15 protein-coding genes are annotated in these 12,439 nt (G+C 71.4%); 8 read left to right on the plus strand and 7 right to left on the minus strand.

Annotation, left to right across the window (positions count from 1 at the left end; genetic code table 11):
* Nucleotides 1–30: 30 nt before the first annotated feature.
* Entirely contained in the window at nucleotides 31–726 is a 696-nt protein-coding gene (locus VIB11_RS04800; RefSeq protein ID WP_332028879.1) for a hypothetical protein, read from the minus strand.
* 82 nt (nucleotides 727–808) lie between these two features.
* On the opposite strand from VIB11_RS04800, the gene VIB11_RS04805 reads away from it, so the two are divergent.
* A complete protein-coding gene (locus VIB11_RS04805) occupies nucleotides 809–1,981 on the plus strand; it encodes a glycerate kinase (RefSeq protein ID WP_332028881.1) in 1,173 nt (390 codons plus the stop codon).
* A 94-nt stretch (nucleotides 1,982–2,075) separates the two neighbouring features.
* Nucleotides 2,076–2,453, plus strand: a complete 378-nt coding sequence (locus tag VIB11_RS04810) for an iron-sulfur cluster assembly accessory protein (protein ID WP_332028883.1) — start codon at nucleotides 2,076–2,078, stop codon at nucleotides 2,451–2,453.
* A gap of 121 nt (nucleotides 2,454–2,574) precedes the next feature.
* Here the strand turns inward: VIB11_RS04810 and VIB11_RS04815 are convergent, their stop codons facing one another.
* Nucleotides 2,575–3,336, minus strand: a complete 762-nt coding sequence (locus VIB11_RS04815) for a flavodoxin family protein (protein WP_332028884.1) — start codon at nucleotides 3,334–3,336, stop codon at nucleotides 2,575–2,577.
* A 38-nt stretch (nucleotides 3,337–3,374) separates the two neighbouring features.
* Nucleotides 3,375–3,569, minus strand: a complete 195-nt coding sequence (locus VIB11_RS04820) for a hypothetical protein (RefSeq protein ID WP_332028886.1) — start codon at nucleotides 3,567–3,569, stop codon at nucleotides 3,375–3,377.
* A 117-nt stretch (nucleotides 3,570–3,686) separates the two neighbouring features.
* On the opposite strand from VIB11_RS04820, the gene VIB11_RS04825 reads away from it, so the two are divergent.
* The gene (locus VIB11_RS04825) at nucleotides 3,687–4,673 is read left to right on the plus strand and encodes a carbohydrate kinase family protein (RefSeq protein ID WP_332028888.1); all 987 of its coding nucleotides are present in this window, start codon (nucleotides 3,687–3,689) and stop codon (nucleotides 4,671–4,673) included.
* Nucleotides 4,674–4,689: 16 nt separating this feature from the next.
* Nucleotides 4,690–5,385 (plus strand): leucyl/phenylalanyl-tRNA--protein transferase, encoded by a 696-nt coding sequence (aat, locus tag VIB11_RS04830; RefSeq protein ID WP_332028890.1) that lies wholly within the window; start codon nucleotides 4,690–4,692, stop codon nucleotides 5,383–5,385.
* Here aat and VIB11_RS04835 read toward each other — a convergent pair.
* From VIB11_RS04835 to VIB11_RS04845, 3 genes are read right to left on the minus strand one after another with little or no spacing between them, the layout of a single operon-like run.
* The gene (locus VIB11_RS04835; protein WP_332028892.1) at nucleotides 5,373–5,816 is read right to left on the minus strand and encodes a GNAT family N-acetyltransferase; all 444 of its coding nucleotides are present in this window, start codon (nucleotides 5,814–5,816) and stop codon (nucleotides 5,373–5,375) included. The two genes, aat and VIB11_RS04835, sit on opposite strands and share 13 nt — an antisense overlap.
* 20 nt (nucleotides 5,817–5,836) lie before the next feature.
* Entirely contained in the window at nucleotides 5,837–6,115 is a 279-nt protein-coding gene (locus VIB11_RS04840; RefSeq protein ID WP_332028894.1) for a sulfurtransferase TusA family protein, read from the minus strand.
* The gene (locus tag VIB11_RS04845) at nucleotides 6,112–7,287 is read right to left on the minus strand and encodes a cysteine desulfurase family protein (protein ID WP_332028896.1); all 1,176 of its coding nucleotides are present in this window, start codon (nucleotides 7,285–7,287) and stop codon (nucleotides 6,112–6,114) included. Before VIB11_RS04845 ends, VIB11_RS04840 begins: the two co-directional genes overlap by 4 nt.
* 95 nt (nucleotides 7,288–7,382) lie before the next feature.
* Between VIB11_RS04845 and coxB the strand changes: the two genes are divergently transcribed.
* The 4 genes from coxB to VIB11_RS04865 all read left to right on the plus strand — a co-directional run bounded on the left by coxB (nucleotide 7,383) and on the right by VIB11_RS04865 (nucleotide 11,991).
* Complete coding sequence (coxB, locus tag VIB11_RS04850) at nucleotides 7,383–8,270, plus strand: cytochrome c oxidase subunit II (RefSeq protein ID WP_332028898.1); 888 nt, start codon at nucleotides 7,383–7,385, stop codon at nucleotides 8,268–8,270.
* A 2-nt stretch (nucleotides 8,271–8,272) separates the two neighbouring features.
* A complete protein-coding gene (gene ctaD / locus VIB11_RS04855) occupies nucleotides 8,273–10,066 on the plus strand; it encodes a cytochrome c oxidase subunit I (RefSeq protein WP_332028899.1) in 1,794 nt (597 codons plus the stop codon).
* Nucleotides 10,067–10,070: 4 nt separating this feature from the next.
* Nucleotides 10,071–10,472 (plus strand): cytochrome c oxidase subunit 4, encoded by a 402-nt coding sequence (locus tag VIB11_RS04860; protein ID WP_332028901.1) that lies wholly within the window; start codon nucleotides 10,071–10,073, stop codon nucleotides 10,470–10,472.
* Nucleotides 10,473–10,800: 328 nt separating this feature from the next.
* Nucleotides 10,801–11,991, plus strand: a complete 1,191-nt coding sequence (locus VIB11_RS04865; protein WP_332028903.1) for a L,D-transpeptidase — start codon at nucleotides 10,801–10,803, stop codon at nucleotides 11,989–11,991.
* 31 nt (nucleotides 11,992–12,022) lie between these two features.
* On the opposite strand, the gene VIB11_RS04870 is transcribed toward VIB11_RS04865, so the two are convergent.
* Nucleotides 12,023–12,367 carry a metallopeptidase family protein gene (locus tag VIB11_RS04870; RefSeq protein WP_332028945.1) on the minus strand — a complete coding sequence of 115 codons (345 nt, stop codon included), beginning with the start codon at nucleotides 12,365–12,367 and terminating at the stop codon, nucleotides 12,023–12,025.
* Between the last annotated feature and the right edge of the window lie 72 nt (nucleotides 12,368–12,439).

A 12,439-nucleotide genomic window follows, 5' to 3' on the forward strand; every position in this document is an offset into this window, starting at 1 on the left:
GGACGCTGATCGCTCATCTCATCTCCATTGCTAGGGCAGGTAACGCGCGCTGCCGTCGTCGATCCACGACCGGAGCAGGGCCGCCTCGAGGTCGAGCCGGTGCTGCCAGTTGACTTTGGTGCGCCCACCCGAGTGGTGGGACCAGTGCGTCTGCTCGCAGTCCTCGAGAAAGGAGAAGCCGGTGACGAGCAGGTCAGCGGACGGGAACATCTCGTGCGCCATGAACATGGCCATCATCCCGGTCGTGGGGATCAGCGACCCCGGACGGTGCTCGGGATCGAGGGCCCGGGCCACGCGGGCCTTGACCACGGCGTTGGGCAGCGGCATCGCGCCAAGATCCTCAGGCCAGAAGTCGGTCCGTAGCAGCAGCCCAACCTTGTTCTCGAGGTGGTACTGCACGAAGCCAGCCTGCGGAACGAGGTAGGCCCGGTTCCGGTAGTCCTTGAAGACCCAGGGGGTCACGGCCGTGGCGCGGGAGAGAACGACCGCGTGGCAAGCCGTCCCCACGCACGGCGGCTCTCCGGGGGCGTCGAGCATCATCGCGTTCGCGCGGATGACCAGGTCGCAGGCGTCGATGGCCTCAGCCCTTCGGGCGTCAGGGGCTAGCGGAGCGTTCCCGACGACTGCGACGGTGCGCACGGGCACGTGCCGCGCGTAGGAGGCCATGTAGTCGCGAATGAGCTCCCACTGTTCCAACTGGGAGCGCAGCAGCGCATCGCGGACCACGGCGACATCATGCCAGTTGGGGGGCGTCGACCCGGCGTTGGTGGGGCGGCGCGCGGGGCAAGCCCCCGGGTACAGTCCGAATGTGCACGTCCTCATCGCGCCTGACTGCTTCACCGGGACCCTCACAGCCACCCAGGCGGCGGAGGCGATGGCCGAGGGCTGGCGCCGGTCGGCGCCGGACGACCTGTTGACGCTGATGCCGCTCTCGGACGGCGGTCCCGGCTTCCTCGACGTGCTCGCCGGCGCCCGGCCCGACGGCACCACCGTGCTTGCCACGACGACCGACCCGCTCGGCCGCGAGGTGCCGGCGGCGCTCCTTCTGGTGGAGGGCGAGGGTGACGGCCGGCGCACGGCCTACCTGGAGTCCGCACAGGCTGCGGGCCTGCACCTGCTCGCCGCGGACGAGCGCAACCCGGCGGTCACCAGCACCTACGGCGTGGGGCTGCTGCTCGACGCCGCCCTGCGGGAGGGTGCCGAGCGCATCGTCGTCGGGCTCGGCGGCAGCGGCACCAATGACGGCGGAGCCGGCATGCTGGCCGCGCTCGGTGCCGGCAGCGCCCATGACCTCGCCCGTGGCGGCCTCGCTCTCGCGGACCTCTCCGATGCCGCCCTCAAGGGGCTGGAGGACGTCAAGGACCGCTTCGCCGCGGTCGAGCTGCTGGTGGCCACGGACGTCGACTCGCCCCTGCTGGGCCTGCAGGGCGCCTCGGCCGTGTTCGCCCCGCAGAAGGGTGCGTCGCCGGCTCTGGCCCAGTCCCTCGAGGCCGCGCTGGGGCGGTTCACCGAGGTGGTCCAGCGCACCCACCAGAGCTCTCGAGACCTGCTGACCGGCCGGCCTCGCCGGCTGGACAAGGAGCCCGGCGCCGGCGCGGCGGGCGGGCTCGGCTACGGACTCATGCTGCTCGGCGGGCGGCGGGTCAGCGGTGTGGAGGAGGTGCTCCGGGCGGTGGGCTTCAGCTCGGTCGTGTCGGCCGCGGACCTCGTGGTCACGGGGGAGGGCAAGTTCGACTGGCAGAGCCTGCGCGGCAAGGTGGTCGCCGGCGTGGCCCAGGCCGCTCTCGAGGCAGCGACCCCCACGGTCGTCATCGCCGGCCAGACGATGGTGGGCCGGCGCGAGGCAATGACCCTGGGGCTGTCGGGCACCTACGCCGTCGCCGAGACCCCCGAGCAGGTCGAGGCCGCCATCACCGACCCCGTCGGCACCCTGGCCGCGCGCGCCGCCCGTGTGGCGGCCACCTGGTCACCCGGCCGCTGATCACGACGTACCCTAGGAGTGCGGGGAACATTTCCCCCAGACCGAGGGTTTGCCCAAGTGCACCCACGACCCACGACATGAAGGACGCACATCGATGAGTGAAGTCGAGACCCAGGCCGCAGCCGAGGCCGCTGCCGAGGCTCCCGCCCACGGCGTCATCCTCACCGACGTCGCCGCCACCAAGGTCAAGTCGCTGCTCGAGCAGGAGGGTCGCGACGACCTCCGCCTGCGCGTGGGCGTCCAGCCGGGCGGCTGCTCCGGCCTGATCTACCAGCTGTACTTCGACGAGCGCACCCTCGACGGTGACCTCGTGCGCGACTTCGGCGGTGTCGAGGTCGTCGTCGACCGGATGAGCTCGCCGTACCTCGAGGGCGCCACGATCGACTTCGCGGACACCATCGAGAAGCAGGGTTTCACGATCGACAACCCCAACGCGGGCAGCTCCTGCGCCTGCGGCGACAGCTTCAGCTGAGCCACGTCCGAAGGCCCCCCACCACGCGGTCGGGGGCCTTCGGCATGCGCGTGTGCCGCGGGGCGGGTCGCCCGCGCCGCCCGGTCGTCTCCCGGCTGCCCGGTGGCGGCCGTGGGCGTTCCTACCGGTACTCCGGGTTCTCGTAGTCGAAGCGCGCGCCGGCATCCCACGCCGTGCGGTCGTTCCCGCCGTGGGGGAAGCCGCCCGCGTCCTTGAGCAGCTTGGCGAGGTGCATCAGGTTCCACGTCATGAACGTGGTGTTCCGCTGCGTGAACTCGTTCTCGGGGCCGCCGCTGCCCGGGTCGAGGTAGGACGGGCCGGGCCCGGCCTCGCCGATCCACCCGCAGTCGGCCTGCGGCGGGACGGTGTAGCCGATGTGCTGGAGGCTGTACAGGATGTTGCTGGCGCAGTGCTTGATGCCGTCCTCGTTGCCCGTGATGATCGCCCCGGCCACCCGTCCGTAGTAGAGGTACTGGCCCTTGTCGTTGGTCATCCCCGAGTACGAGTAGAGCCGCTCGATCACGCGTTTGGTGACGCTGGAGTTGTCGCCGAGCCAGATGGGCCCCGCGATGACGAGGATGTCGCTGGCCAGGACGTCGCCCATGATGCGGGGCCACTCGTCGCGGGCCCAGCCGTGCTCGGTCATGTCGGGCTGGACCCCGGTGGCGATGTCGTGGTCGACGGCGCGCAGCACCTCGACCTGGACACCGTGCTTCATCATGATGGCGGCGCTGGCGTCGACGATGCCCTCGGTGTGGCTGATCTCGGGGGACCGCTTGAGCGTGCAGTTGATGAACATCGCGCGCAGGTCGGAGAAGTCGGCCGCGCCGGTCTCGGCGGCGGGGGACGGCGCGGGGGTGGCGGCTGGGTCGGAGGTGGTCATGACCCGACAGTGCGCCGGGCCGTGGCCCCAGGCAACGGTCAGGAACCGTAGGCCCCGAGCCCCTCCACGAGCCAGGACGCGTCGTCGGGGACGGCGATGTCGTGGTGCCCCGACGGCCACGGCCGCGGGAGGTGCACCTCGATGGCGACCTCGCTGCTGTCGGCGCAGAGCTCGGCGATGCTGCCGTTGTCGAGGCCGTCGCGGGGCGTGGGGCCGGCGCTCGGGGTGCTCATGGCGCCACGCTACGGCGACCCGGACGGCGGACACGCCGGTACCACGAGGTAACACCCGCCGGTAGCCGGGCTGCCCGCGCCGGGCCCGTGACCTGCGGACGCGGTAGGTTGCAGGACGTGCGCGTTGCCATCACCGGATCCATTGCCACCGACCACCTGATGACCTTCAAGGGGCGCTTCGCCGACTCCCTGGTCGTCGAGCAGCTCGACAAGGTCTCGCTGTCCTTCCTCGCTGAGGACCTCCAGGTGCGCCGCGGAGGCGTCGCGGCCAACATCGCGTTCGGCATGGCCAACCTGGGCCAGCGCCCGATCCTGGTCGGGGCCGTGGGGGAGGACTTCGCCGACTACCGCAGCTGGCTGGAGCGCCACGGGGTCGACTGCGACTCGGTGCACGTGTCGGAGTCCCGCCACACGGCGCGGTTCGTCTGCACCACCGACGACGACATGGCCCAGATCGCCACGTTCTACGCCGGCGCGATGTCCGAGGCCCGCCAGATCGAGCTCAAGCCCGTGGCCGACCGGGTCGGCGGCCTCGACCTCGTGGTCGTCGGCGCCAACGACCCCGAGGCGATGCTGCGGCACACGCGCGAGTGCCGCACCCGCGGCATCCCGTTCGCCGCCGACCCCTCGCAGCAGCTGGCGTTCGCCGACGGCGAGACGATCCGCCAGCTCATCGACGGGGCCGACTACCTCCTCACCAACGAGTACGAGGCGGCGCTGACGTCACAGAAGACCGGGTGGTCGCCGGAGGAGATCGCCGAGCGGGTCACCACCCGGGTGACCACTCGCGGCAAGGACGGCGCGGTGATCGAGACCCGCGGCGAGGACCCGATCGAGGTCAAGGTGGCCCGCGAGGTCCGCCGGGCCGACCCGACCGGCGTCGGAGACGCCTTCCGGGCCGGCTTCCTCACGGGCCTGGCGGCCGATCTCGGCCTCCGCCACGCCGCCGAGCTCGGCTCGATGCTCGCCACCTACGTCATCGAGACCGTCGGCACCCAGGAGTACACCCTGGGCAAGACCCGCTTCCTCGAGCGTCTCGCCGAGGCCTACGGCCAGCAGTCCGCCGACGAGATCGCGCCCCACATCAGCTGCGTCGCCCCCTGAGCGGGCGGGCGAGCTGATGCCCTGGCCGCCGGAGGAGCCGCCGCCCAGCCCCTGGGACTTCGACCTCGAGGATGTCGAGCCCGGAGAGGACCTCGTGGGCGTGGGTGGCGACCTCGCCCCCGGAACCCTGCTCGCGGCATACCGCAGCGGGGTCTTCCCGATGGGCCTCGGCGAGCACGGCGCCAAGCCGATGGGCTGGTGGTCGCCCGACCCCCGGGGGGTGCTGCTCCCGGGTGGGGTCTCCGTCAGCCGCTCGCTGCGCAGGTCCTGCCGGCACTTCGAGATCCGGGTCGACTCGGCCTTCGAGGAGGTCGTCGAGCGCTGCGCCTCGCCGCACCGCGAGGGTCGGTGGATCACCCCCGAGATCTCGTCGGCGTACGCGACGCTGCACCGCCTCGGTTGGGCGCACAGCGTGGAGACGTGGCACGGCGGCGAGCTCGTGGGCGGCCTCTACGGCGTCTCCATCGGCGGGCTGTTCGCCGGCGAGTCGATGTTCCACGCGGTCACGGACGCCTCCAAGGTCGCCCTGGTGGCCCTCGCCGGGCTGGTGTTCGCTGACCGCAGCCCGCATCGGATCATCGACGTCCAGTGGGCGACGCCGCACCTGTCGACCCTCGGGATCGAGGAGATGCCGCGGGGGGAGTACCTCCAGCGGCTCGGCCGCGCCCTCAAGGAGCCGCAGCTGGAGCTCGGCCGGCGTCAGGAGCCGTAGGAGGCGTCCCGGCGCTCCATGAACCGGCCCGGCTCGCGCAGGCTGGCGAAGCCGTGCCGCGCGTACAGCGGGTGCGCGTCGGCGGTGGCGAGCATCCACCGGCGCAGCCCCTGCAGCTCCGGGTGCTCACCGACGGTGGCCACCAGCCAGTCGCCGAGGCCCTGCCCGCGGTGCTGCTCCAGCACGAAGACGTCGGCGAGGTAGGCGAAGGTCGCGCGGTCCGTGACCACGCGTGCGAAGCCGACCTGCTCGCTGCGGTGGTAGAGCCCGAACGCGATCGAGTGCTCCAGGGAGCGTTCGACGACCTCCAGCGGCACGCCGGCCGCCCAGTAGGAGTCGGTCAGGAACCCGTGGATGAGGGGCACGTCCAGCCGTCGCGGGTCGGTGCTGATGGTGTGCTCGTCGCGCTGCCACTCGTGCCATCCGTGCATGCCGGCGATGGTGCCGCAGCTCACCCGGCGGGGGCCAGCCGCACCCGGTATGCCGTGTGGCCGGCCTCGGCCGCGCTGCCCGGCGCCGCTGGCGTGGCGGCAGCTGCCCCCTGCGAGCCGAGGTACTCCTGTCCGCGCAGCCGGCACCAGGCGGGGATGTCCGCCGCGGCGGCGGGGTCGGTCGCCCACACCTCGATGACGTCGCCGGGGGCCGCCTCCCGGGCCGCCTCCGCGAGCCGGATCACCGGCAGCGGGCACCGCAGCCCGCGGGCGTCGACGCGGATCTCGGCCCCGCTCACAGCCGCTCGACCCCGAGCTGGGCACGCACGTCGGCGATGACCTCCGGCAGGGCGGTGCAGAAGCGGGCGACGTCGTCGGCGCGACCGGGGGAGACCGCGGCCAGCGGCAGCGTCACCCGGACGTTGCCGTGGGTGAGCACCCCCATCGCCGCCAGGACGTGGCTGGGCTCGAGCGTGCTCGCGGTGCAGGCAGAGCCCGACGCCACCGCGAACCCCCGACGGTCCAGCTCGTGGACCACGGCCTCGCCGTCGCAGTAGAGGGCGCTGAAGGTCACGATGTGGGGGAGCCTGGCCGTGGGGTGGCCGACCACCTCGACGTCGCGGACCCCGGCGGCGCAGCGCCGGATGTCGTCGACCAGGGCGGTGGCGTCCGCGCCCTCCCGGTCCAGCGCCGCTGCGCCCTGCTGCCACGCCTCGGCGGCGGCCAGGGCGAGCGGGACCCAGGGCAGGTCGCCTCCGCGCCCGTGGCCCGGCTCGCCGGCCGGCCCCGGCAGGGCCCACCGCGTGCGTTCCGGGACCACGAGAACACCGACGCCGCCCGGTCCGCCCCAGGACTGGGCGTCGCCGGCCAGCACGTCGAAATGGGCCGGAGGTCGGCTGCGGCCCAGCGACGCCTGGGCGTCCACGACGAGCGGCACGCCCGCCGCGCGGCACTCGGCGTGGGCCTCCGCGAGCGGCTGCAGCGTCCCGACCTCGCCGTTGGCGTGCTGCACCGCCGCGGCGACGGTGCCCTCGACACGCACGGCCGCCGCGAGGGCGGTCAGGTCGACCCGGCCCTCGTGGTCGACCGGGACCTCGGCGAACAGGGCGTCGTCGTGGCCCTGCGCCGCGCGGTAGCGGCCCGGTGCCAGGACGGCCGAGTGCTCGACGGCCGTGGCGACGACCCGCGCCCCGCGGCGGCGGGCGCTGTGCAGGGCACCGGCGACCGCCCGGCGCACCGCAGCCTCGCCCGAGGGCGCGAAGGCGAGCTCGGACGCGCGGACACCGAGGCCGTCGGCGATCACCTCGGTGGCCTGGTCGAGCAGGCGACGCGCGGTGCGTGCCTCGGCGTACAGGCGGCGTGGATCCGCCCAGCCCGCGTCGACAGCGGCGAGCAGGGTCTCCCTCGCCACGGGGTGCATCCGCGTGCTTGCGGCGTCGAGGATCGCGCGGTCTCGGGGGTGGTCCGGCACACCCCAGACGCTAGCCCCACCCTGACCGTACTCGGGCGTCGGGCTGGAGTAGGGTTTGCGTCGTGGTTGGTCTCTCCTCAGAAGAAGGTGCACTGTTGCCTCCGCACGACAACTCTGTGCCGCGCCCGCGCTGGCGTCGGACCCGGCTGATGGCGGCGGCTGCCGGCCTCGCCTCCCTGGCCCTCACCGGCTGCGCCGGACGCGTCGAGGACGGCCTCCTGCCGCGCGCTGCGACCGAGGGCGCCGAGCGCGTGACCAGCCTCTGGGTGGGGTCCTGGATCGCGGCCCTCTTCGTCGGTGCCCTCGTGTGGGGCCTGATCATCTGGTGCGTCGTGGCCTACCGCCGCCGGCGCGACGACGACGGCTCGCTGCCGGTGCAGCTGCGCTACAACGTGCCGCTGGAGATCCTCTACACCGTCGTCCCCGTGTTCATGATCGCCGTGCTCTTCTACTACACGCAGCGTGACGAGACCGCCCTGCTCGACACCTCCAAGGAGCCCGACGTCGTCGTCAACGTCGTCGGCAAGCAGTGGAGCTGGGACTTCAACTACGTCAACGAGCAGACCTTCGAGGCAGGCACCCACGCCCAGCTGACCGGCAAACCGGGGGTGGAGGAGTCCCTCCCGACCCTCTACCTCCCGGTCAACCAGCGCACCGAGTTCGTGCTGACCTCGCGCGACGTCATCCACTCCTTCTGGATCCCGGCCTTCCTCCAGAAGCTCGACATGATCCCCGGCAAGGTCAACAAGTTCCAGGTCACGCCCACTCAGACCGGTGAGTTCCAGGGCAAGTGCGCCGAGCTCTGCGGCGCCTACCACTCGCAGATGTTGTTCAACGTCAAGGTCGTCGAGCAGGCGGAGTTCGACGCGCACATCGCCGAGCTCAAGGCCAAGGGCAACGAGGGTCAGCTCGACAACGGGCTGAACCGCGAGCAGGTCATGGACGAGGACAACGACCTCATTCCGAACGCAGGGAGCAACTGATCATGAGTGCGGCCAGCGAGTCGACCTACCTGCGCAGCACCGAGACGGTGTCGCGCCCGCGGATCGCCCCGGGGGCGACCGTGGTCAAGTGGATGACGACGACCGACCACAAGGTCATCGGCAACCTCTACTTCATCACCTCGTTCGTGTTCTTCATGATCGGTGGCCTGCTCGCGCTGCTGATCCGTGCGGAGCTGTTCAACCCCGGCCTGCAGGTCGTCGACAACCCCGAGCAGTTCAACCAGCTGTTCACGATGCACGGCACGATCATGCTGCTGCTCTTCGCGACGCCCCTGTTCGCCGGGTTCGCCAACGCGCTCATGCCGATCCAGATCGGCGCGCCCGACGTCGCCTTCCCGCGGCTGAACATGTTCGCGTACTGGCTGTACCTCTTCGGCGGCCTGATCGCCTCGGCGGGCTTCCTGACCCCGTCGGGCGCGGCCTCGTTCGGCTGGTTCGCCTACGCGCCGCTCTCGGACGCGTCGTACAGCCCCGGCCTCGGCGGCGACCTGTGGGTCTTCGGCCTCGCGCTCGGTGGTTTCGGCACGATCCTCGGCGCCGTCAACTTCATCACCACGATCATCTGCATGCGCGCTCCCGGCATGACGATGTTCCGGATGCCCGTCTTCACCTGGACCATCCTGGTGACCTCGATCCTGGTCCTGATGGCCTTCCCGGTCCTGGCCGCCGCGCTGCTGGCGCTGGGGGCGGACCGCGAGTTCGGCGCCCACGTCTTCGACCCGGAGAACGGCGGCCCGATGCTGTGGCAGCACCTCTTCTGGTTCTTCGGCCACCCAGAGGTCTACATCATCGCCCTGCCCTTCTTCGGGATCATCTCCGAGATCCTCCCGGTCTTCTCGCGCAAGCCGATCTTCGGCTACAAGACCCTGGTCTTCGCCACGATCGCCATCGCCGCGCTGTCCGTCAGCGTGTGGGCCCACCACATGTACGCCACCGGTCAGGTGCTGCTGCCGTTCTTCGCGGTGATGACGATGCTCATCGCGGTGCCGACCGGCGTGAAGTTCTTCAACTGGGTCGGCACCATGTGGGGCGGCAAGGTCACTTTCGAGACGCCGATGCTCTGGGCGATCGGCTTCCTCGTGACCTTCCTGTTCGGTGGTCTGACCGGCATCATCCTGTCGAGCCCGGCGCTGGACTTCCACCTCTCCGACAGCTACTTCGTGGTGGCGCACTTCCACTACGTCGTGTTCGGCACCGTGGTCTTCGCGATGTTCGCCGGCTTCTACTTCTGGTGGCCCAAGTTCACCGGCCGCATGCTCGACGAGACGCTCGGCAAGATCCACTTCTGGATGCTCTTCATCGGCTTCCACACCACCTTCCTGATCCAGCACGTCCTGGGTGTCGACGGCATGCCCCGTCGCTACGCCGACTACCTGCCGGAGGACGGCTTCACCATCGAGAACCAGGTCTCGAGCGCCGGGGCGTTCCTGCTGGCCGCGTCGACCCTGCCGTTCCTCTACAACGTCTGGAAGACCTGGCGGACCGCGCCCCTGGTCGAGACCAACGACCCGTGGGGCTACGGCGCGTCGCTCGAGTGGGCGACCAGCTGCCCGCCGCCGCGGCACAACTTCGACACCCTGCCTCGGATCCGCTCGGAGCGCCCGGCGTTCGACCTGCACCACCCGGAGGCGGCCCCGCCGCAGGGCCCGCAGGCCGACCCCGAGACGCTCGTGAAGATCCTCGGGCCGGCCGACCTCGGCCAGGGCCGTCACCCCCACCAGACCGGCGAGTTCGACGGCACGGACAAGCACGGCCGTTTCCACGAGGAGCGCTGACCCAGTGAAGATCGAGTACAAGCTCTTCCTCGTCGTGGCGGCGTTCTTCGCCCCGGTGGGCCTCATCTACGGCATCGCCACCGACTGGTCGGAGCCGGTGGGCCCGGTCGCGCTGTTCCTCAGCGCCGGGCTCGGCGGGATGATCGCGTTCTACCTGTGGGCGACCGGTCGGCGACTCCCGGAGCGTCCCGAGGACAACCCCGGCGGTCTGATCGCCGAGATCGAGGGCGAGTACGGCTTCTTCAGCCCGCACAGCTGGTGGCCCCTGCCGCTGGCGGCGGCTGCTGCCATCTGCTTCCTCGGGATCGCGGTCGGCTGGTGGCTCTTCATCATCGGTGCTGCCTTCGGTGTCGTGGCCCTCATCGGCTGGACGTTCGAGTACTACACCGGCGACGACGCGGTCTGAGCGGCCTGCGCAGCGTTCCCGGAGCGCCCCACCACTGCCGTGGTGGGGCGCTCCGACGTAACGGGGCAGTGGGGCCCGAACGGCTGCAGGCGCGCGGCCGTCCGGGTGGACGCCCGCGGCCGGGTAGAATCGTCGAGGCCGCTGTCTGCTGACCCGGCCGACGAGCCGGGTCCGCGCCCAGTGCACTGTGCTGCGGAGCGTCATGTGGCATCCCGGCGATACCCAGCAGCCTGGCGTCCCCTCGCCGGGCGGCGGGTGCCGGAACGACCGCAGTAGACAGGGTGGGGAGCGCACAGTGGTACTTCGCAGGGCAGGCCGTGCCGCGGCCGTGACGGGGGTCCTCGCGGCCGTTCTCGTGACGGCCGGATGCCAGGGCGGCGCGTCGGGTGCGGCGGGGCCCGCCCAGACCGCGGGACAGTCACGCTCCGAGGCGCCCGCCGCCAGCGCCACCCCGGAGCCGGCCGAGCTCAGCATCGCCCCCGCCGCCGAGGCGACGGGCGTGCTGCCCTCCAAGCCGGTGGTGGTCAGTGCCGTCACCGGCACCCTCTCCACCGTGACGGTGACCGACGCCGACGGCGGCGAGGTGGCGGGCTCCAAGGACAGCACCGGCCGTTGGACCTCCATCCAGCGGCTCCGGCCCGACACGGCCTACACGGTCACTGCCCGGGCCTTCGGGGTCGACGGCACGCCCTCCACGGTGACGTCGTCGTTCCGGACCCTCAAGCCCACGGTCACGGCGACCTTCGGGATCCTCAGCTCCGGCATGACGGTCGGGGTCGGCATGCCCGTGAGCATCCAGTTCGACTCCGCCGTGACGACCGAGGCGATGCGCGCGGAGGTCGAGCGCCGCGTCTCGGTCACCACCGAGCCCCAGCAGGCCGGGGCGTGGGGCTGGCTCGACAACCGCCAGCTCATGTGGCGCCCCGCGGACTACTGGAAGCCCGGCACCCGCGTCACCGTCAAGGCGCCCCTGACGGGGGTCCAGACCGGGCCGGACAAGTGGGTCGGCAACGACGACGAGGCGTCGTTCACGGTCGGGTCGTCGATGATCAGCACCGTCGACATGAAGGCGCACACCATGACGGTGCGCCGCGGTGGTGAGGTCATCCGGACCATCCCCGTCAGCACGGGCAAGCCCGGGCCGCTGACCGAGACCCGCTACGGCACGAAGGTCATCATCCGCAAGGAGGGCACGGTCCGGATGGACTCCTCCACCGTCGGCATCCCCAAGGGCGACCCGGACTACTACAACCTCGAGACGAAGTGGAACCTGCGCGTCACCTGGACGGGCGAGTACCTCCATTCCGCGCCCTGGTCCGTGGGGTCGCAGGGGTCGGCGAACGTCTCGCACGGCTGCGTCAACATGTCACCCGCCAACGCCCAGTGGATGTTCGAGAACTCCAAGGTCGGCGACGTCGTGAAGTTCACCGGTTCGAACCGCGCCTTCCAGCCGCACGAGGGCATCGGGGTCTGGATGTACGACTTCGCCGGCTGGAAGGCGCAGAGCGCCCTGCGGTAGGCGACAGCCGCGGTCCGGCGGCGGGCCGGGCCTAGTCCCAGCCGAGGTCGTGCAGCCTCTCGTCGTCGATGCCGAAGTGGTGGGCGATCTCGTGCACGACGGTGATCGCGATCTCGTCGAGCAGCTCCTCACGGTCCTCGCACATCCTGGTGAGCGGTCCGCGGTAGATGATGATCCGGTCCGGCAGTGAGCCCATCGCCCACACGTCACCGCGCTCGGTCAGGGGCACGCCGTCGTAGATGCCCAGCAGGTCGGGGTCCTCCGGCGGCGGCTCGTCCTCGACGAAGAAGGCCACGTTGTCCAGCAGGGCCATGAGCTCGGCGGGGACCGCGTCGAGGGCGTCCCCGACGGCGTTCTCGAACTCCTCGGGGGTCATCTGCTGCACGCGCCCAGCCTGCCATGCCGGCCGCCCGGCGCCCCGCTCCCGGGCCCGGACGCAGCTGCGCCG

It is taken from the genome of Pedococcus sp. (assembly GCF_036554925.1).
Taxonomy (GTDB): Bacteria; Actinomycetota; Actinomycetes; order Actinomycetales; family Dermatophilaceae; genus Pedococcus_A.

Coding starts and splice junctions, on each gene's coding strand:
- VIB11_RS04810 (WP_332028883.1), top strand. CDS start 2,076: ATGAGTGAAGTCGAGACCCAGGCCGCAGCCGAGGCCGCTGCCGAGGCT.
- VIB11_RS04815 (WP_332028884.1), bottom strand. CDS start 3,336: ATGACCACCTCCGACCCAGCCGCCACCCCCGCGCCGTCCCCCGCCGCC.
- VIB11_RS04820 (WP_332028886.1), bottom strand. CDS start 3,569: ATGAGCACCCCGAGCGCCGGCCCCACGCCCCGCGACGGCCTCGACAAC.
- aat (WP_332028890.1), top strand. CDS start 4,690: ATGCCCTGGCCGCCGGAGGAGCCGCCGCCCAGCCCCTGGGACTTCGAC.
- VIB11_RS04835 (WP_332028892.1), bottom strand. CDS start 5,816: ATGCACGGATGGCACGAGTGGCAGCGCGACGAGCACACCATCAGCACC.
- ctaD (WP_332028899.1), top strand. CDS start 8,273: ATGAGTGCGGCCAGCGAGTCGACCTACCTGCGCAGCACCGAGACGGTG.
- VIB11_RS04870 (WP_332028945.1), bottom strand. CDS start 12,367: ATGACCCCCGAGGAGTTCGAGAACGCCGTCGGGGACGCCCTCGACGCG.